The sequence below is a fragment of the Fructilactobacillus fructivorans genome, from assembly GCF_001434095.1.
GTDB classification, from domain to species: Bacteria; Bacillota; Bacilli; order Lactobacillales; family Lactobacillaceae; genus Fructilactobacillus; species Fructilactobacillus fructivorans.
Window position 1 is genome coordinate 228,432 of sequence record NZ_AZDS01000001.1, and the last position, 20,535, is coordinate 248,966.

At 36.9% G+C, this 20,535-nt stretch carries 19 protein-coding genes; 2 read left to right on the top strand and 17 right to left on the bottom strand.

Annotated features, from left to right (window positions below):
* Nucleotides 1-77: 77 nt before the first annotated feature.
* On the bottom strand, nt 78-3,419 hold the full coding sequence (gene dnaE, locus FC73_RS01220; protein ID WP_115791441.1) for a DNA polymerase III subunit alpha: 3,342 nt from the start codon (nt 3,417-3,419) through the stop codon (nt 78-80).
* Nucleotides 3,420-3,547: 128 nt separating this feature from the next.
* On the opposite strand from dnaE, the gene FC73_RS06885 reads away from it, so the two are divergent.
* Nucleotides 3,548-3,724: a YjzD family protein gene (locus FC73_RS06885; RefSeq protein WP_010021395.1), complete on the top strand. Its 177-nt coding sequence runs from the start codon at nt 3,548-3,550 to the stop codon at nt 3,722-3,724.
* A 48-nt stretch (nt 3,725-3,772) separates the two neighbouring features.
* Here the strand turns inward: FC73_RS06885 and pepT are convergent, their stop codons facing one another.
* The 14 genes from pepT to rpsU form a co-directional block, all read right to left on the bottom strand.
* The gene (gene pepT / locus FC73_RS01225) at nt 3,773-5,011 is read right to left on the bottom strand and encodes a peptidase T (RefSeq protein WP_010021393.1); all 1,239 of its coding nucleotides are present in this window, start codon (nt 5,009-5,011) and stop codon (nt 3,773-3,775) included.
* Nucleotides 5,012-5,022: 11 nt separating this feature from the next.
* Nucleotides 5,023-5,835 (bottom strand): Nif3-like dinuclear metal center hexameric protein, encoded by an 813-nt coding sequence (locus FC73_RS01230; RefSeq protein WP_010021392.1) that lies wholly within the window; start codon nt 5,833-5,835, stop codon nt 5,023-5,025.
* Nucleotides 5,822-6,526, bottom strand: a complete 705-nt coding sequence (locus FC73_RS01235) for a tRNA (adenine(22)-N(1))-methyltransferase (RefSeq protein ID WP_010021391.1) — start codon at nt 6,524-6,526, stop codon at nt 5,822-5,824. The genes FC73_RS01230 and FC73_RS01235 overlap by 14 nt, the downstream gene beginning before the upstream one ends.
* A 59-nt stretch (nt 6,527-6,585) precedes the next feature.
* Nucleotides 6,586-7,845: an RNA polymerase sigma factor RpoD gene (rpoD, locus tag FC73_RS01240; RefSeq protein ID WP_010021390.1), complete on the bottom strand. Its 1,260-nt coding sequence runs from the start codon at nt 7,843-7,845 to the stop codon at nt 6,586-6,588.
* Nucleotides 7,846-7,871: 26 nt separating this feature from the next.
* The gene (gene dnaG / locus FC73_RS01245; protein WP_010021389.1) at nt 7,872-9,692 is read right to left on the bottom strand and encodes a DNA primase; all 1,821 of its coding nucleotides are present in this window, start codon (nt 9,690-9,692) and stop codon (nt 7,872-7,874) included.
* Nucleotides 9,693-9,742: 50 nt separating this feature from the next.
* The gene (gene glyS / locus FC73_RS01250) at nt 9,743-11,821 is read right to left on the bottom strand and encodes a glycine--tRNA ligase subunit beta (RefSeq protein WP_010021387.1); all 2,079 of its coding nucleotides are present in this window, start codon (nt 11,819-11,821) and stop codon (nt 9,743-9,745) included.
* Nucleotides 11,822-12,799 (bottom strand): glycine--tRNA ligase subunit alpha, encoded by a 978-nt coding sequence (glyQ, locus tag FC73_RS01255; RefSeq protein ID WP_010021385.1) that lies wholly within the window; start codon nt 12,797-12,799, stop codon nt 11,822-11,824.
* 280 nt (nt 12,800-13,079) lie between these two features.
* Nucleotides 13,080-13,829: a DNA repair protein RecO gene (gene recO, locus FC73_RS01260; RefSeq protein ID WP_040472258.1), complete on the bottom strand. Its 750-nt coding sequence runs from the start codon at nt 13,827-13,829 to the stop codon at nt 13,080-13,082.
* 32 nt (nt 13,830-13,861) lie between these two features.
* Nucleotides 13,862-14,770 carry a GTPase Era gene (era, locus tag FC73_RS01265; protein ID WP_010021382.1) on the bottom strand — a complete coding sequence of 303 codons (909 nt, stop codon included), beginning with the start codon at nt 14,768-14,770 and terminating at the stop codon, nt 13,862-13,864.
* 13 nt (nt 14,771-14,783) lie between these two features.
* A complete protein-coding gene (locus tag FC73_RS01270; RefSeq protein WP_010021379.1) occupies nt 14,784-15,179 on the bottom strand; it encodes a diacylglycerol kinase family protein in 396 nt (131 codons plus the stop codon).
* On the bottom strand, nt 15,163-15,645 hold the full coding sequence (gene ybeY / locus FC73_RS01275) for an rRNA maturation RNase YbeY (protein WP_010021378.1): 483 nt from the start codon (nt 15,643-15,645) through the stop codon (nt 15,163-15,165). Before ybeY ends, FC73_RS01270 begins: the two co-directional genes overlap by 17 nt.
* A 2-nt stretch (nt 15,646-15,647) precedes the next feature.
* Nucleotides 15,648-16,622 carry a PhoH family protein gene (locus FC73_RS01280; RefSeq protein WP_010021377.1) on the bottom strand — a complete coding sequence of 325 codons (975 nt, stop codon included), beginning with the start codon at nt 16,620-16,622 and terminating at the stop codon, nt 15,648-15,650.
* 112 nt (nt 16,623-16,734) lie between these two features.
* Nucleotides 16,735-17,178, bottom strand: coding sequence for a GatB/YqeY domain-containing protein (locus tag FC73_RS01285; protein ID WP_010021376.1), 444 nt, complete (start codon nt 17,176-17,178; stop codon nt 16,735-16,737).
* Between the two features lie 55 nt (nt 17,179-17,233).
* On the bottom strand, nt 17,234-17,431 hold the full coding sequence (rpsU, locus tag FC73_RS01290; RefSeq protein WP_010021374.1) for a 30S ribosomal protein S21: 198 nt from the start codon (nt 17,429-17,431) through the stop codon (nt 17,234-17,236).
* A 145-nt stretch (nt 17,432-17,576) separates the two neighbouring features.
* Here rpsU and FC73_RS01295 point away from each other — a divergent pair, with 145 nt between their 5' ends.
* A complete protein-coding gene (locus tag FC73_RS01295; protein ID WP_010021373.1) occupies nt 17,577-18,395 on the top strand; it encodes a pyruvate, water dikinase regulatory protein in 819 nt (272 codons plus the stop codon).
* Here FC73_RS01295 and FC73_RS01300 read toward each other — a convergent pair.
* Together FC73_RS01300 and FC73_RS01305 are read right to left on the bottom strand one after the other, a co-directional pair.
* A complete protein-coding gene (locus tag FC73_RS01300) occupies nt 18,376-19,314 on the bottom strand; it encodes a deoxyribonuclease IV (RefSeq protein ID WP_010021371.1) in 939 nt (312 codons plus the stop codon). The genes FC73_RS01295 and FC73_RS01300 overlap by 20 nt on opposite strands.
* Entirely contained in the window at nt 19,307-20,530 is a 1,224-nt protein-coding gene (locus FC73_RS01305) for a CDP-glycerol glycerophosphotransferase family protein (RefSeq protein WP_225416834.1), read from the bottom strand. Before FC73_RS01305 ends, FC73_RS01300 begins: the two co-directional genes overlap by 8 nt.
* Nucleotides 20,531-20,535 lie beyond the last annotated feature (5 nt).

Genomic DNA, 20,535 nt, shown 5'->3' on the forward strand with positions numbered 1-20,535 from the left:
CACCACGCATTATTTGATTTCAAGTGTATTGTATCACTTTTCCGTAGGATTGTCGTTGTTTTCACAGTCAAAATTTATCATTGTGTAACAACGTTTCCATCCCCTAAAATGTTCCATAAATCTTGCATCAAACTTGTATTAATCGCTACGTTATATTTTTTATCTAGGAGTTGTTTGCGGTCATCTGCGGTCCGATAAATTAAAATCCTAGTATTGCCTGGATGATCTTGAATAACCCGCATTATATCCTGATAAATGGCACTTTCATCATGATCCAAATCAATTTTTAGATATAACTTTGGCCCACTGGTTTTAGCTTCAGAATTATGAACAACGTTTGCAGCTGGTTCAATCGAATTGGCCACTAACTGAAGTCCCCTTTGAACTTCAACATTACCAGCAATCACAACAACCATACCACTTTTTAACCATCCACTGATTTTATTATAAAGTTTGGGGAAAATAGTAACGTCAATATCACCAAACGGATCGTTTCCATCGATGAAAGCCATTAATTGTCCCTTCTTGGTTCGAATGGTTTTAACGTGGGACACAAATAAAATCATTTTGACGTTTTTAATTGGATCATGAACGTCGCTGGTATTTAAAGCATGAATCTGTTTCTGTAAACCAGCATAATGTTCGACGGGATGACCAGTTAGATAAGTGCCTAAATATTCATTTTCCTTGTTAAGCTTATCCCAGTCGGAGAAATCATCCATCTTTTTGATTTTGGGGGCAAGTGCTTGGATTAATTCAATGGAATCCCCACTTAACTCAGCCGAACTAATAAACTCTGGAATAGCATTAATCAGTTCATGACGATTATAGCCAAAACCATCAAGCGCACCAGAATAAGCCAATGAATTAAGGAGATCAACTTTTCTAAATCTTGGATCAATTCGGCTGATTAATTCCTGTAAATCATGGAAGTTCCCATTTTTGCTTCGTTCGTCATCAATGTTTTTAATGAAATCAGTTCGCAAGCCTTTAATTGCCCGAAATCCAAATCGGATTTTTCCATTTTGATAAGTATAATCATCCATACTTTCATTAATATCTGGACGTTCAACCTGAATCCCAAACTCTTTTGCTTCTTGTACATAATTTTTAATTTTACGCGAATTCCCCAGAACGGAATTCAATAAAGATGCAAAAAAAGGACCAGGAAAATGAACCTTCAAATAAGCTAATTGAAACGCCATCTTGCTATAAGCAACTGCATGTGATTTATTAAATCCATAGTCAGCAAACCGTTCAATGTAATCAAACGTTGTTTCAGAAACGTCACTAGGATATCCATTTTTAGTTGCACCATCAATAAACTGGATCTTCATATCATCCATTTCTTTTTTGTGCTTCTTACTCATGGCACGTCTTAAAATGTCAGCTTGCCCAAGCGTAAAACCACCCATTGCTGATGCTAATTGCATCACTTGTTCCTGATAAACAATGATGCCAAACGTTGATCCAAGAATATCCCTAATGGTTTGGTTAGGATAATTAACTTTCTGTGTCCCATTCTTACGTGCAATAAACATATCAATATTTTTAATTGGACCGGGTCTATAAAGAGCATTAACGGCCGCTACCATATCAAAATTGTCAGGCTTTAGCTTACGTAACACACCCTGAATCCCAGATGACTCAAACTGAAAGACCCCATCAGTTTTGCCAGCCTGAAACAATTTCAGAGTTTTCTGATCGTTTAAATCAATTTCGTTGATTTTAAATTTTGGATCAATTTCAGAATGAATGATTTTTAAAATATTAGCCATTGTTGATAAGTTTCGTAGTCCAAGAAAATCAATCTTTAATAGTCCAACACTTTCAACATAATATTTTGAATACTGTGTCATTAATAATCCATCATTTCCGGATTGGAGTGGAGAACGATCAACAATCGGGTCTTCACTTAAAATCAATCCTGCAGCATGCGTTGAAAAATGACGTGGTAACCCTTCGAGTTTTTCTGCCGTATCAAACAACAATTGATTAACTTTTTGGTCTGCTAATAAATTCTTTAATTTTTGTGATTCTGACTCAGCTTTGCTTAGCGATTCATGCAATTGATTAGGAATTGCTGACGACCATTGTGACATCTGAGTTGGAGTCATTCCAAAGACCCGGCCAACATCACGAATGGCTTGTTTAGCGGCTAAGGTTCCAAACGTTACAATTTGGGCAACATGCTCATTTCCATACTTATGATGGACATACTGTAAAATGTCATCACGCCGATCATCAGGAATATCTAAATCAATATCTGGCATTTGAGCCCGTTCTTCGTTTAAAAACCGTTCAAACAATAGATTATACTTAATTGGATCAACATCGGTAATTCTTAAGGTATAAGCAACTAGCGAACCAGCTGATGAACCACGTCCAGGACCAGTAATAATACCATGCCGATGTGCAAAGTTTAAAACATCCCACACAATCAAAAAGTAATCATCAAAACCCATGTGATTGATTACACTTAGTTCTCGATCAAGTCGCTTTTGGTATGCTGGTTGAGCAAGCTGTCTTTCCTTTAGCCCCTGCTCACACAACTGACGTAAGTATGCTTTTGAAGTTAGCTGGTTCGGTGTGGTAAAACTTGGTAGTTTTGGTTGCTCTTGAGGAATATCAACGTTTACAGCATCAACAATTTTCTGATTATTTAAAACTGCCTGATCAAGTCCCAACTCGTGGTACTGACTCTCTACGTCATGGCGATCTTTTAGCCACTTAGATCCGACTTGATGTTGCTTTTCCATTGGATGATCCATTACTTTACCAGTCCCAATTGCTTTTAAAACCTCATTGGGAAAATAATCACTAGCATCCAAATATTCAACCGAATTAAGGGCGACCAAATCAACGTTCAGTTCAGCAGCTAGATCATGAATGTGGCTCATTAATAATTTAGATAAACTTAAATTAACTCCGATTTTGACTGAATTTAAATCAGAAACAGTTTCAATATCATTAATAAGCTTCCTTGCATCATCAGTTCTGCCAATCTCAATTAACTTTCTTAATTCACTATTTTCAGGAAAAATGACAAATAAATGATGAAATTGATTCTTGATCTTCTCAATGAGATTCGTTTGCTCATTATCCATCAATAATGATGAAATTTTCATCAAGTTTTGATACCCAGTATGATCCTTAGCAATCAAAACCAGTTCAGATGACTCTTCCTTAAAAAACATTCCACTTAAAACCACCGTTAAACCGATAACCGGCTTAATCCCCTGGCGTTTAGATTCATTATAGAACGCCACTGCTCCATAAAGTACGTTCCGGTCGGTTAACGCAACACTGTCATAACCACGTGCCCTGGCCTTCTCGATTAATTTTGGAACCTTATTAGTACTTTGAAGTAGGCTATAAGAAGTAATATTTTGTAATGGATTATATCCCAAATTTGTCATCTCCCTTCTTAAACTTCACTAATCATTATACCAAATGAAATTAGTAAAATTTATCAGACATTAGCTGATGTTTGCAATTGATTTTTTCCGTTATAGTGATAAACTACTCTTATTGAGAGGTGTTAATTATGAAGACATTTGCTGCTAACTTGACTGGTGCTTTCTGGGGTTTCGTCTATGGTGAAATTATTGGATACATTGGCTCTGCTTTAGTCGGTGCACCATATAATTGGATCCAAGTTGGAGTAATCGGCGCTGTTGTTGCACTAATTGCTTTCAATGGAATTAGATTGATTAGTCGTTAATTATAAACAAAAAATAACCTGCAGGTTGATTGATCTGCAGGTTATTTTTTATTCTTTCGCAACGTCTTCTGAAATTTTGACGATCAAATCAACCGCTTTTTCCATTGTCTGAAGTGAAACATACTCAAAACGGCCATGCATGTTTTCAGGCCCGGCAAACAAATTAGGTGTCGGAATTCCAAGAAAAGAAATCTTAGAACCATCAGTCCCACCACGAACAGGATAAATATTTGGTTTAATACCAACCTTATTCATGGCATCTTTAGCAATATTAATCGGGGTCATATCCTTCTTAATTACCTCGGCCATGTTGTAATATTCATCATGCATTTCCAGTTCGACTCGACCGTCGCCATACTTTTCATTAAATTGATCAACTAACTTCTGAATGAATTCTTTGCGTTCATTGAACTTATCTTTATCGTGATCACGGATAATGTAATCTAATTTTGCATGATCTGTCACCCCATCAATCGCCAATAGATAGTAAAATCCCTGACGATCCTTAGTGTTCTCCGGACGTTGATCCTTAGGCAACTGATTATGAAAATCAATGGCAAGTTGTGAAGCATTCACCATTACACCATAAGCATCACCAGGATGCACATCGGTTCCATTAAACTTAATTGTAGCGGCAGCTGCGTTGAAAGTTTCGTACTCTAAATCTCCAAGCGGACCACCATCAACAGTATAGGCAAAATCAGCGCCAAAATCAGTAACGTCAAATTGATCAGCACCAGTTCCAATTTCCTCATCTGGTCCAAAACCAATTACAATATCACCATGTTTAATCTCAGGATGATCAATTAAATACTTCATTGCGGTCATGATTTCGGCCACACCAGCTTTATCATCGGCTCCTAAAAGAGTTGAACCATCGGTAGTAACCAACGTTTGACCAGCATACTTCTTAAGGGTTGGAAATACGTTAGGATCCAATTTGTACTTTCCGTCTTTATCAAGATTAATAACTGATTTTCCGTCATAATCCTTTACGATCTGAGGATGAACGTGTTCGGAGTTAAAGTCAGCCGTATCAACGTGAGAAATGAATCCAATTTTAGGAACCTTTTGATCAATGTTACTAGGTAAATCCGAAAAAACGTATCCACTCTTTTCATTTGTTCGTACGTTTTTCATCCCAATGTCCTTTAACTCATAAGAAAGTTCATTTAGAAAATCAACTTCCTTTGGATCAGATGGAATCGTATCAGAATTGGGATTAGATCGCGTATTTACCCGTACATACTTTAAAAAGCGATCTAATAGTTGTTTACTATCAGCCATAGTTCTTCCTCCTATATAAACTCAAATGGATCCGTGTTCAATTGCGATGCAAATACATTGATTTTCCAATTATTTTCGTCGGACCAACGCGTAAACATTTCAGCTAATTTGTTTTTACAAATACTTTCGATATGGTGGCCAGGATCAATTGCAGACAGACCATTAGAAAGCATCTCTTGAGAAGTATGATAATACAAATCACCCGTAATATAAACTTGGACGCCTCGTTTAATTGCTTCTGGATAAAACTTTCCCCCATCACCACCAAGAATAGCAACTCGGGAAACATTTTGTTGATCATCATTCGTTACCATTCGTAAACCATTAATTCCAAACACTTGTTTACATAGTCTTCCCAAATCAATCACCTTCATTGGCTGTTTTAAATTGCCAAAGCGCCCCATCGAATAATTAGTTGGATTTCCGTTTAAATCTAAATGAGGAACAAGGCCAGTAGGATTTTGAAGACCAATGGCATCTGCCAACCAATCGTTCATGCCACCATTTGCATTATCCAAGTTGGTGTGAGCAGCGTACACAGTAATGTGGTGTTCTAAAAGATTTGCGTACATCTGATTTTGTGGATCAGCCAGATCAAGATTCCTTGCTGGATGAAACATAACGGGATGATGAGCAAATATAAAATCTACATCTCGATTAATTGCTTCTTTTACAACCTCTGGCCTTACATCGAGGGTCGTCATCACGTTCTTAATTTTCTGGTCCTTTGATCCAATTTGAAATCCAGTAGGATCATGAGGTTCAGCAAGTAAAAGAGGTGCAAATTCTTCAAATCTACTGATCAAATCATTAACTGTGGTCATTTAAAATCTCCTTTAATTCTGCATTAATTTTCTGAATATGGCGAATCTTATCTAATGGTGGGTTAGTTGCATTATTCAAGTTATTCAACACAACCTTGTTCTTGCGAATTCGATCGGTCCACTTATCAATAAATTCTGGATTCTTTTGCTTTAAAAGAACAGGACCAAATCGCAATTCCTGCTTAGAATATTCAACCCGTTTGACAACTGGCTTAGCCAACATCATTTCATAAAAATGTCCTGCATCAAAAACAATGTTTTCCGCTTTAATTCCATATTGGTTGGATACTAACCACCTGCGTAAACGAATTTCATCAACGTTTGGCTGAAGAATCAAAGCAGTTTGATCAGTTAGTTTATGCTTTCCCCGTTCAAGAATTTGGGTAATCAATTCCCCACCCATTCCAGCAATTACAATGGCGTTTACGTGATCATCAGGATTAATCACATCAAGTCCATCTCCCAATCGAGTTGTCATTTTATCAGTCAAATGCTGCTCTTCCATCTCAGATGTTGCATTTTTAAGTGGGCCAGGAGCTACTTCACCAGCAATTGCATACTTAATTAAATCTCGTTTTAATAGGTAAGCTGGAACATATGCATGATCGGAGCCAATATCTGCCATAATGGATCCATTAGGAACTAAATCAGAAACTGCTTGCAGTCGTGGCGATAATTTTTTTGCCGTCATTATCTTCCTCCAAATTCAATAAAAAAGGCAGCGATCCGTTGGGATCTCTGCCACTTTTTTTAATCTAAGAAATCTTTTAGTTGTTTACTACGTGATGGATGTCTCAATTTTCTCAGAGCTTTAGCTTCAATCTGACGAATTCGTTCTCGGGTAACACCAAAAACTTTTCCAACCTCTTCCAAAGTTCGAGTTCTTCCATCATCCAAGCCAAATCTCAACCGAAGAACATTTTCTTCACGATCAGTAAGCGTATCAAGGACACTTTCTAATTGTTCCTTTAAAAGTTCATAAGCTGCGTGATCAGCCGGACTCGTTGCATCTTCATCTTCAATAAAATCACCAAGATGAGAATCATCCTCTTCCCCAATTGGGGTTTCAAGTGATACAGGTTCTTGAGCAATTTTGAGAATTTCTCGAACTTTTGAAGTTGGCATATCCATTTCAGCACCAATTTCTGATGGAAGTAGTTCTCTGCCAAGATCCTGTAGTAATTGACGTTGAATTCGGATCAACTTATTAATGGTTTCAACCATATGAACTGGAATTCGAATCGTTCGAGCCTGATCCGCGATTGCCCGAGTAATCGCCTGTCTAATCCACCAGGTGGCATAGGTTGAGAACTTAAATCCTTTTCGATAATCAAACTTCTCAACGGCTTTCATTAGACCCATGTTACCTTCTTGAATTAGATCAAGGAATTGCATTCCACGACCAACGTAACGCTTAGCAATCGAAACAACTAATCGTAAGTTAGCCTCTGCTAATTCTTGTTTAGCGGTTTCATCACCCTGTTCAATTCTTAAAGCTAACTGAACTTCTTGGTCAGCAGTTAGTAGCGGAACACGTCCAATTTCTTTTAGGTACATTCTTACTGGATCATTAATCTTAACACCCTTGGAACTTGAAGCATTCTTTAATTCCTTTTGGGTAACTTTTTTAGCAGCCTTTAAAGCACGGGGGTCAGGCTCACCACTATCATCAACGATACTGATTCCAGAGTCCTCAATTTTTTCCATTAATTCATTCATTTGCTTCTTGTTCAAACTGAATGGAATTTGGAGTTCTTCTTCAAGGACCCCATAAGTGATGTGACCCACTTTTTTGTACTTCTTCACAACCGCATCAAAAACTTTTTTGTATCCAGTTTTATCAAATTTTTCTTTACTAGTGGTCTTCTTAGCTCTAGTAGTTTTAGTTCTTGTGGTTTTCTTTGCAGTAGTCTTCTTAGTGCTTTTGGTTGCACTACTCTTTTTGGGAGCTGCCTTCGCAGTCTTATTTGTAGAATTTACTTCATTTTTCTTAATGTCTTTTTCTGCCATAGAAATTGCCTCCCATTACTGTCTTTTTACTGATACTTCTTTTGCAAATCCTGGTATTCCTTGCCCAATTGGGCAGCTTTCTCAATATCACCCAACTTTACAGCGTCCATCATGGCCTGATGCTTGGTTTTTAGTGACACTTCACCAGTTAATGCTTGCCTTATTATTCTAACACAATCATCAATTTCTTTTTCACTTGGCTCATTGGATAAAGCAGCCATTTCAATATTAGCAAGCGTAGATTGTAAATCAGATTCTTTCAAAAAATCACTAAACTCCGCCGCACTATAATGATCATGATTTTGAAAATAGTGTTGTGCTAATAAATAAATTGTCTGATACTGATCGTGAACAAAACTGAACTCAGGATCATCTGTGACTTTCAACCACACGTTACGATTATTCAACATTCGCGATAAAAGTAACCGTTCCGCACTCTCAACCCGAGTAATCTTCTTAGGATTTTGATTCAGCACTTCGGGAACTGTATCGGTTTTCAACATCCGAACTTGTTTTCTTTGACGTTTGTTAATAAATGTTGAGCGAATCTGCTTGCACTGAACGGTTAATGCATTCATATCTAACTCAAACTCATCTGAAAGCTGTTTTAGGTAGACACTTCGTTCAACTGGTTTATCAATTTTAGCAATTACGTTTAAAGCCGCATCCACATAATTTAACTTTTCTTCATCATTACTTAAATCATACTGGGTTTTAAGAAAACGTAGCTCAAAAGAAACAGTAGTCTCCCGTGCACTTTTAATCGCATCTTTAAACTTGTCGTTTCCATATTTTCGCCGATATTCATCGGGGTCAATCCCATTTGGCATTTGAATTACGCCAACCGTAAACTGACCTTCATCACCCAAAAGTGAAATAGCACGTTTAGTAGCTTTTTGTCCAGGATCATCACCATCGTAGCAAACATAGACCTGATTAGTTAACTGATTAAACTGGTAAATTTGTTCATTAGTTAAACTAGTCCCCATTGAAGCTACACCGTTTTTTACTCCAGCTTGATAGGCTGAGATGACATCCATGAATCCCTCAAATAATATTAAATTTTGTTCATTACGAATGCTAGGTTTAGCTAGATCAATGTTATAAATGATTTTCCGTTTGTTAAAAATACTTGTCTCTGGGCTATTCAAATACTTGGGAATATCAGGATCTTTGTGTAAAACCCTTCCCGAAAATCCCACAGTCTTAGAACTATCGTTCCTAATCGGATACATGATTCGATTTGTAAATCGATCATTTAGTTCTCCATCTGAATTTTCAATGAATAACCCCGATTTCCTCAAAAGTTGATAATCGGCTTTTTTGTTCTCAAAGAATGGCTTTAATAATCGTTGTCCTGGAGCAAAACCTAAATTAAAAGTTTCGATCATGTCATCCGTGATTTTTCGATCATGAAGATACTTAAGAGCTGGGACACCTAGTTCGGTGTTAACCAACACATGATGATAAAGTTTGGCTGCCTCTTCTTGTAACTGAATAAGATTATTTTTCTCAGTGTGAACCGGGGAGTTATCACCACCATTTTGGATTGAATCAGGAAGTTTAATTCCCTCATCATTAGCCACTGCAATTACAGCTTCGGGAAAAGAAATTCCCTGTAAATCCATCAGGAATTTAAAAACATTCCCTCCACGACCACAACTAAAGCAGTGAAAAATTTGCTTACTTTCGGACACAGAAAAGGATGGTGTTCTCTCTTCATGAAACGGACACAAACCGAATAGGTTATTCCCAGACTTTTTCAAGTTAACGTACTTACTAACAACGTCAGTAATATTGGTCTGATTTAAAACATCATCAATTACCGTTTCGGGAATCTTTGCCATGAAATCACCATCCCTTCTTAGGATTACATACTACTTACTATTTATTATTTTTATTTAACAATGATTTCATCAACCGCCGCAAACCGATCAATCAAACGTGCCAAATTAGTTAACTCAGCTAATCGGTTCGTCCTAACTTTCTCATCATCAACCATCACCATGGTCTGATCAAAATAATCATTAATGGCTGGACGCAAAGAAGTAAGTTCTTCAAAAGTTTGGTTAGCATTTAATTCATCGAAGTTTTGGCTGATTCGGTCAACTTGTTCATTAAGGACCCTTTCGGAGTCATTTTCAAACATGTTCGGATCGACTTCAAGTAATCCGTCTTTAAAATTACCCTTTTGTGCAATTCGAACCACTCTTGTTAAGGATTCAATGGCTTCCTTAAAGTGAGCATCATCCTTATGATCATTTAACGTCATTGCTGTTTCTACATTAAAGTAGATGTCACTGTCAGTGGAACCAACGGCTGCATCAATCAGATCATAACGAATATCCTGTGATTTTAATTGTCGCTTAATTCTTTCTTTAATAAAAGATACCACATCAGACACAATTGGATTTTGATCAACCTTTGGTAAAACGTCGGCTTGCTTCTCTTGAGCAATCGCATTTTTCATAAGCGAAACAAGTGGCATCCGCCATTTTTCATTGGTAACAATTCTAACAATTCCAGCTGCTTGTCTTCTAAGAGCATATGGGTCGTTAGAACCATTCGGAACCATGCCAGCGGCAAAGAAAGTCATAACACTATCAAGCTTGTCAGCAACGGAAAGAACTGCACCAACTTTAGTTTTAGGTAACTGTCCATCAGCTGAAATTGGCAGATAATGTTCCCGAATTGCGGTAGCAACCTTAGGATCTTCACCAGCTAATAGGGCATATTTTTCACCCATCACACCTTGTAATTCGGCAAACTCGCCTACCATTCCAGTCACTAAATCAAACTTATAGATTTCGGCAGCTCGCTGTAAATGCTTTAACTGTTTTTCATCTAAGCCCACTTCTTCACCAATCAACTTTGCAATAACTTGAACACGTTGCATTTTATCATATTCAGATGAAATCTTATCATGAAAGCTTACCGTTTTAAGTTTATTTACATAGTCATCAATTGTTTGCTGTTGATCCTCATTATAGAAGAAATCAGCATCATCAAGACGCGCAGTTAAAACCTTTTCGTTTCCAGCTATCACGTTATCAAGATGATTTTCGTCCCCATTACGTACGGAAACAAAATAAGGTAATAAATTGCCATCTTGATCTTCAACATAAAAGAAACGTTGGTGGTTTCTCATTGAGGTAATTAAAACTTCACGTGGGATTTTTAAGAAATGATCATCAAATTTCCCAGCAAAGCTGGTTGGCCATTCAACCAGGTTATTAACCTCTTCAAGCAAGTCACTATCAATGTTAATTTTCCAATTGTGCTTTTTAGCAATGGCTTCAATTTGCTTCCGAATTAAGTCCTTACGTTTGTCTGCATCAGCAATTACATGTTGGTTAGTTAATGCTTCTTCATAATCCTTAGCATTTTTTAATTCGACGTCTTTTCCTAAGAATCGGTGTCCCCAAGTAGTTCGACCTGAATGAACATCAACGATTTGCATTGGAATAACTTCATCATCTAACAAGGCCACAATCCATTTAATGGGACGAATAAACTCAAACTTATTTGTTCCCCATTTCATAAGGGTTGGAAATGTCATGGACTTAACAACATTACTAAGTCCGCTTAAGACGACCTGGACTGGTTTCCCTTCAATGTGCTTTTTAACGAAGGCATATTTTGTGCCTTTGACGTCTTTGAAGACAATGTCCGCTGGAGATAATCCTTGTCCCTTAGTAAATCCAATGGCAGCTTTACTCCAATCACCATTTTTATCCTTTACAATTTTTTCGGCAGGACCCTTTACTTCTTCATCGACATCAGGCTGCTTATCAACCAGCCCCGTAATCTGAATTGCTAATCTGCGTGGGGTAGAAAATTTTTTGATTTGATCATAAGAAATTCGTTGATCTTTTAGGTATGCAGCCGTCTTATCTGCCAGTTGATTGACACTGGGAGTAACCACATGTGCTGGCATTTCTTCTAATCCAATTTCTAATAAAAATGTTCTTGACATTTATTTCTCCCCCTTTCCGTTATTACGATTATTACCATGTTTTTTATGTTTCTTTTTATCTTTTTGATCATCATGCAAAAGTTCTTGTCGTTTCTTTTCATCCTTAATGAGTGGGAAACCACGCTTTTTACGTTCTGCTACAAAAGCCTTCGCAATCGCATGTGCCATCTTTCTAATTCGTGATAAATAACCAGCCCGCTCGGTTACCGAAACGGCGCCCCTGGCATCGAGTAAATTAAAAGTATGGCTACACTTCAAGATATAGTCGTAAGCAGGGTGAACTAGTCCAAGGGAAATTAATCGTTTAGCTTCCTTTTCATATGCATTAAACATTTGGTGCAACATCTTCTGATCGGACTCTTCAAAGCTATATTTGGAGTGTTCATACTCAGGTTCTTTAAAGATATCACCATACTTAACTCCATTACCCCACTCAAGATCAAAAACATTATTAACATCTTGAATGTATGAAGACAAACGTTCAAGTCCATATGTGATTTCAACGGCAACAGGATCCATGGTAAGTCCACCAACAACTTGGAAGTAGGTAAACTGGGTAACTTCCATTCCATCAAGCCAGACTTCCCATCCAACTCCCGCACATCCCATTGAAGGGTTTTCCCAGTTGTCTTCAACGAAACGAATATCATGTTCAAGAGGATTAATCCCCAACTGCTCTAATGAATTAATGTACAGTTCCTGAATGTTGTCCGGAGAGGGCTTCATCAAAACTTGAAATTGATGATGTTGATACAGTCGATTAGGATTTTCGCCATAACGACCATCAGCGGGACGTCTTGATGGTTCCACGTAACAAACGTTCCAGGGCTCTGGACCAATTGCACGTAGAAAAGTGTAAGGACTCATGGTTCCTGCACCTTTTTCCGTGTCATATGATTGCATCCTCATGCAACCTAATGAACTCCAATATGACTCTAAAGTACTGATAATATCTTGAACCGATAATTTTTCCGTCATTACTTTTTCCTCCTAATTAATAAGCAAATAAAAAAGCCTATGCAAAAGTATCACTACTTCTACATAGGGACGATTTATTCGCGGTTCCACCCTACTTCTGAACTTAATCAGCAACTCGAGATTAAACGACTCCGAAAGTGCCAATCCATATTAACATCGACCACTTCTCACCATCGTGGCTTCACTGAGATGTCATAAATATAAACCATCTTTCATCAAGGTCAGTTATTTAACTAACTTAATTATAAAATTATCAGTCACAACCGTCAACGTTTAATCATTATTTAAGGTTAATTTTCCAATCATTCATCTGATCTAAAAATTTTTTACTTTTTAAATTCAATCCGACAGAACTATCATAAATTTTATCAATTACGCTTCGTAATTTCTTCTTAGTTTTTTCATTAACCTGAATATTTCCGATCTTTTTTAAATTAACCGCTGAAAATAAACGAAGGTAGTAAATTGTCTTTTGATCTAAATGCATTCGATGAGGATCCATATTGAAATGATCCTCACAAATAATACCACCATACTCTTCCGAATAATCAAATTTTTTATTAGTTTGATGGCAGATCACACACGACTTAAAATCTGGTGCCACCCCAAAAACCGGTAATAATTGAATTTCAATAATATTAGTAACAACTTCAGCATCAAACCCACTGTTAATCATGTTCAACGCATAGTATAAACGATTAAACCAATCATTAATTTTAACCCCTTCAGGAAAAGCGGCATCAATTAACGTCATGATATAGGTGGCATATGCATCCAAATAAATGTCATTTGAAATTTGTTCAAAATGTTTAACGTCATTCCCACTACTAATGTATGACAATCCCTCTGGCCTTAAAGTACCCTCATAGGTCCCAAAACTAAAGGGTAAAATGTCTCCTGCCATTTTAAAATTAGCCTTATTAGCTCCTCTTACAAAGAACATTTTAAGTCCAGTTTCAGCCGTTAAAAATTTCACCAACATATCATGTTCACGATAATTTTTACGGTATAACAAAATTCCATGAAACATTTGACTCTTTGGATTTACTGACAAAATACCACCTAGTAACTATCTTTGCGGTATCCTAATTGTCTTAAAGCGGATTCTTTTTCACGCCAACTCGGTTGAACCTTAACCCATAACTCCAGATATACCTTACTTCCAAGTAAATCTTCAATTTCTTTTCGAGCTAAGGTTCCGATTTTTTTAAGCATTCCACCATTTTTGCCGATTAGGATACCTCTTTGACCCTTTCTTTCTACAATAATATTGGCATCAATATGAACATTCCCATTATCTTGTGTCTTCATTTTTTCGACTTGCACCGCAACTGAATGAGGGATTTCCTGTCTGGTTAATTCCAAAACCTTTTCTCGAATCAATTCTCCTACGATAAAACGTTCGGGATGATCAGTAATTTCGTCATCCGGATAATACTGGGGACCCTCTGGAAGCTTAGCAACTAAAGTATTCAATAGTTCATCAACATTGTTACCCTGTAGAGCAGAAATTGGAAATACATCTGCCCAATCATAAGCTCGTTTATAGGTATCCATAATTGGTAATAAACTATTAGGATTAATTTCATCAATCTTATTAATAACCAAATAGACGGGACTATTAACCTGCTTTAGTTGATCAATAATATAATTATCGCCAGCTCCACGTGTCTCAGTTGCGCTGACCATAAATAAAACTGCATCAACTTCTTTTAAAGAAGAGAGAGCTGCTTCATCCATATAGTCATCTAACTTGTTCTTAGGCTTATGGATTCCAGGAGTATCAATGAAAACAATCTGCGCATCATCAGTAGTGTAAATTCCCTGAATCTTGTTCCTTGTTGTTTGAGCTTTTTCAGACATAATGGCCACTTTTTGGCCAATCACTCGATTTAAAAACGTTGATTTACCAACATTGGGACGTCCTACAATTGCTACAAATCCTGATTTGTATTTTGAAGTCTCTGCCATATTTTCCCCTTAATTAATTCAATAATTCAATAATTTTTGGAACAAACACAAATAGTCCAACGACAATTGCAAAGATAGCCGTTAGTACCACACCACCAGCCGCAACGTCTTTAATCACTTTTACTCGTTCATCATAATGATGATCACTCATAAAATCCATGATTCTTTCAACCACAGTGTTAAGGATTTCACCAACAAGTACTAAAATAATGGCCGTCAAAAGCCACATAAATTGTTCCAGTCGAATCCGTAAAATAAATCCTAATCCCATCGTAATAACGGCACACGCCATATCAAACTTAAAATTTCGTTCGTGAACGAAAACCCATTTAATACCGTCATAAGCATGACCAAAAGCCTGGATGAAATTTTTGTTTTTACCCGTTTGTTTGTTATTTTGTGAGTCCATAAGAATCCATAATCTTTCTTTGAAGAGGAAACATTACCGCTTCGTCTTCAGGTTTCATGTGATCATAACCATTTAAATGTAAAAATCCATGAACAACCAAGAACCCTAACTCTCGATCATTAGAATGATTTAAAAAGTCAGCCTGTTCGGCTACTTTATCAACACACACAAAAATATCCCCGATATTTTCAGGAATATCCTTCTTCATTTCATCATTCATAATCACTGGAAAATCGTCATCACTCTGGTCTTCAATTGCAAAACTAATTACATCCGTAGCCCGATCAACTCCACGATAATCACGATTAATTTCTCTAATACGGTCATTATTAACTAAGGTAACTGACATCTCGGTATTATCCTTTAAGTTAATGTACTTAGCAGCATAATTTAGAATATCTCTAATCAGAGTAATTTTTTGGGGATCAACTCCATCTTGAGTTTGATCATATATTTCAAGATCCATATCTATTCTCCATTATCATTTTTTTCGTACGCATTAATAATCTTGGCAACTACGGGATGTCTAACCACATCGTCAGCACTAAAATTAACAAAACTAATATCATCAATGTCTCGCAAGATTTTAGGAGCGGTTACTAGCCCACTTCGTACTCTTCCGTTTAAATCAATTTGAGAAACATCCCCATTAACAATCATTTTAGAACCAAAACCTAAACGTGTTAAAAACATTTTCATTTGTGCATTGGTCGTATTTTGAGCTTCATCCAAAATGACAAAGGAATTGTCAAGCGTTCTCCCACGCATATATGCCAAGGGCGCAATTTCAATAACCCCACGATCCATTAATCGTTCACTATGATCAGATCCAAGCGTTGAGTTTAATGCATCATATAAAGGACGCAAATATGGATCAACTTTTTCTTTTAAGTCTCCGGGTAAGAATCCAAGGCTTTCACCAGCTTCAACAGCAGGTCTAGTTAAGACAATCTTATCCACATCACCCTTTTTGAGGGCTGCTACTGCCATTACAACCGCTAAATAGGTCTTCCCGGTACCAGCTGGTCCGATTCCAAAAGTGACATCGTTATGCTTAATGGACTGGACATACTGACGTTGACCAAAATTCTTTACTCGGACGGGCTTCCCTTTATTATCCTTTAAAAGCACTTGATTATACAACTCTGGAAGAAATCCAAGGGTTCCCTTTTCAGCCATTTTCATGGCCGAAACGAAGTCACTAGAATTTAAAGTGATTCCAGAATGAATCAATTCAAGCATGCCATTCAAAATATCAATGGTATTTTGAACCGCCTTTTCGTCATCACCTTCAACAGTGATCTTTCCCCCAGAATGACGAATTGATGTTGCCATACCCTGTTCTAAAATATCCAAAAAGGCATCTTGTACACCAAATAAAGCGGCTTCATCATTGGGATTCTTTAACGTTAATTCTTTTTTAAACTTAAAATTATCTGTCAATCAAACAAGTTCCTTTCATATCGACTTTTACCTAAAATACTAGCATATAATCCGCCACTTACAAAGCAAAAGAACAAAAAGAACTCATTGATTCATTCAATGAGTTCTTTTTCTAACTGAGAGCTTTATTAACTAGTTTATTAACAGTACTGCCATCAGCTTGTCCCTTAACTTTTCCCATGACAGCACCCATTACTTTTCCAAAGTCGCCCTTACCGGACGCTCCGAGTTGTTTGATTGTATCATTAACGATTTTTTCAACGTCGGCTTCAGACATTTGTTTTGGTGCATAGTCTTCAAGAATCTTGAGCTCTTCTTCTTGACCCTTCACCAAATCATCTCTTCCACCACTTTTAAATTCAGCAATTGAATCCTTATGTTGCTTAACTTCTCGATTAACAACAGCTGCCGCTTCAGCATCAGAAAGATCATGGCCTAATTTTATTTTTTCATTCATTAAATTAGACTTAAGCATCCTGACAATGGTTAATCTTGTCTTATCATGGTTCTTCATGGCACTTTTGAGATCATTATTTAATTCATCGGATAAAGCCATTTTAGCCCTCTTTTCATATATAAAAAACGCTCCTATCATCAGGGGCGTTTCATTATTAGAAGCTGCGACGCTTCTTTTTCTTATTGTTACGCTTACGAGCTGCTTCTGATTTTAATTTACGCTTTACGCTAGGTTTTTCGTAAAACTCACGTTTACGGAATTCCTGAAGGGTACCGATTTTTGAAACCGTGCGCTTAAAGCGTCGAAGAGCATCATCAAGAGATTCGTTTTTGCGAACGACAGTTTTTGACATGATAAATCCCTCCCTCCGAGCTTAAATAATACCATTTGTATTTAATCCTTAACGGTCATTATTAATTATACATTATGGGGAATGGCCCGTCAACGAGTCTGAACGATAAATATGATAAAATACTAACAAAGTAGGAGGTAATATTATGACAACCAATTTCAATGCATTTATAATTTCAGATTCAAGTGGTGCCACAGCCATGTCAATCGCCCGAACTGCAGTAGCCCAATTCCCTGAAGCAAATGCTAACTTTAAACGCTATCCATTCATTCAAACGCAGTCGATGCTTGACGGAATTCTTAAACTAGCTAAAGAACAAGATGCCATTATCTTTCACACCTTAGTCGATCCTGATCTAAGTAAGCTAGTAACTGCCTTTGCCATGGATAATAATTTATATAGTTTTGATTGCATTCAAAAGCCAATTCAAATTATTTCCAAAAAGCTTCATGAATCAGCTGCCGAAGTTCCTGGTTTAGTTCATAACCTTAACGAAGACTACTTCAAACGAATCTCTGCAATTGAATTTGCGGTAGCAAATGACGATGGAAAACGACCAGGTGATCTTAAAAAAGCGGATATTGTTCTCCTTGGAATCTCACGAACATCTAAAACACCCCTATCGCTCTATCTGGCCAACCAAAACTTACTAGTAGCAAACGTTCCCATTGGACCAACCATCCAACTACCAGAAGAAGTTTATCAAATCGACCACAATAAAATTTTTGGTTTAACCAACTCTGTTACAAACCTAAAGAAGATTCGCCAAGAAAGAATGATTGCATATGGACTCGACCCTGACACTCCATACTCAGACTCAAAACAAATAAAAAAAGAGCTTGACTATGCCAAGCATCTTTATCGTAAATTAGATTGTCTACAAATCAACGTGTACAATAAGTCCATTGAAGAAACAGCTACGATCATCACTCAGAGTCTAAACATTAATGAACAAGGTCACTAATCTTTCCATCCTTATAATCACGTTTAATATCTTCAATCATATCTGGATTAAACTTCTGTTCTTTTAGCATTTTGATCTCATACTGGTGAGGATTAATCTTAACTTCATCATTAATTTTAATTGTTGGTGTTTCAAGAATTTTAGGGACCTTATCAAACTTAGGGTATCTGGCCACGTAATTTAAAGCGTCAAATCCAAGGGCCCCAAAACCGATGTTAGTATGACGATCTTTATGGGAACCCTGAGGATTCTTGGAGTCATTTAAATGAATCACTTTAATCCGATCCATTCCAATAATTTTGTCAAACTCTTTCATTACCCCATCAAAATCATTCTTAATGTCATAACCAGCATCGCTAGTGTGACAGGTATCAAAAGTAATCGACAATTTGTCATTCAGCTTAACCCCATCAATAATCTTAGCTAATTGCTCAAATGTTGAACCAATTTCCGTTCCTTTACCTGCCATAGTTTCAAGGGCCACCTGAATCTTTTGGTCGGGAGTGATCACTTCATTTAAACCTTTAATAATCTGTTTGATTCCTGCTTCCACTCCTGATCCAACGTGGGATCCTGGGTGCAAGACAATCTGATCAGCACCCATTGCTTCTGAACGATCAATTTCTTGTTTCAGAAAATTAACCGCAAAGTGAAAACTTTGGGGCTTTTTGGGGTTGCCCAAATTAATAATATAAGGAGCATGAACCACTACTTCTTGTAAATCATGGTCTTCCATATACGAATGAGCTTGATCAATCTTAAGTTTATCAATCGCAGTTCTTTTTGAGCTTTGTGGAGCTCCAGTGTATAACATAAAAACATTTTCACCATCCCGAGCTGCTTCCTCAGCAGAACCGAGCATCATATCTGGTGCTTTCATGGCAACATGTGACCCAATTAAGAATTCATCACTACTCATTTTTATCCTCCATTACTTTAACAACCTTAGCGGAAGCATCCCCATGCTCCCAACTACAAAACTTATTATAAAAATCTTCTATTTTCTGATCATACCCGATAAACTTACCATCTTCGTTAAAATGTGACAACTCATTATAAAAAGAATCTTGATCTTCAACAATTGGACCAGGAACGTCTTTTTTAAAATCAAAATAAAAACCCCTTAACTCATTTTGATAATGTTTTAAGTCATATGCATAGAATAACATTGGACGTTTCAAATTAGCGTAATCAAACATCACAGAAGAATAGTCGGTGATCAATAAATCTGAAATTAAGTATAACTCACTAATATCACAATCGGCTTCAATCTGAACTCGATCTTCATACCCAGCGATATCAATTCGATCTTTAATAAGGTAGTGAGGACGAATAATTAATTTCGTGTTATCACCCACATGATCAAAAAATGATTTCAACGAAAATGGCAGTTCAAAGTTATAGCTTCCCTTTTTTTGATAGTCATCATCTCGCCAAGTTGGTGCATACAAAATAACTTTTTGTCTTGGATTACCAACAATTCTTTTCTTTAATTCTGAAATGGCTTTAGCGTTATTTTGCTGATACAAAACATCATTTCTTGGATATCCAATTTGCAAGGGAACGTTTTTAAAATCAAATGCCCGATCAAAAATATCCTCTGAATATTGATTAGGCATAATCAAGTATTTCCATCGACTAGCAGCCTTCTTAAAATCGTCATGATATTGCTGAGTCGAAATTCCTGGAATGGAAACATGCTCAATATCAACTCCTAATTTTTTAAGCGGAGTCCCATGCCAGGTTTGAATGTAGGTCGTTCGCTTATTTTTCTTCCACCATTTGGGAAATCGCGAGTTAAAGACCCAAAAATCAGCTCGAGCAACGTGCCAAACCCATCTCGGAAAAAAGCGTCGTAAAATTTGAACGTTAGGATACTGTTTGTGTAACTCTTTATAATTAGCTGCTTTCACCCCAAAATACGCATGCTTAGCGTATTCAGGATGTTGCTTAATCCATTCAAAATAGATGGCAGCAGGATTATCGTTAATGTCTTTTCCGTTAAAACTTTCGAACATGATTTCGTGTTTTTTAACGGGCATACAAATAAACCCATCGTTCAGCGCGATGAGTCCAGTGCGAATGGCTAACTTAATACCACTAATTAATTTGTCCTTAATTTGCTTTCCATTCATATTAT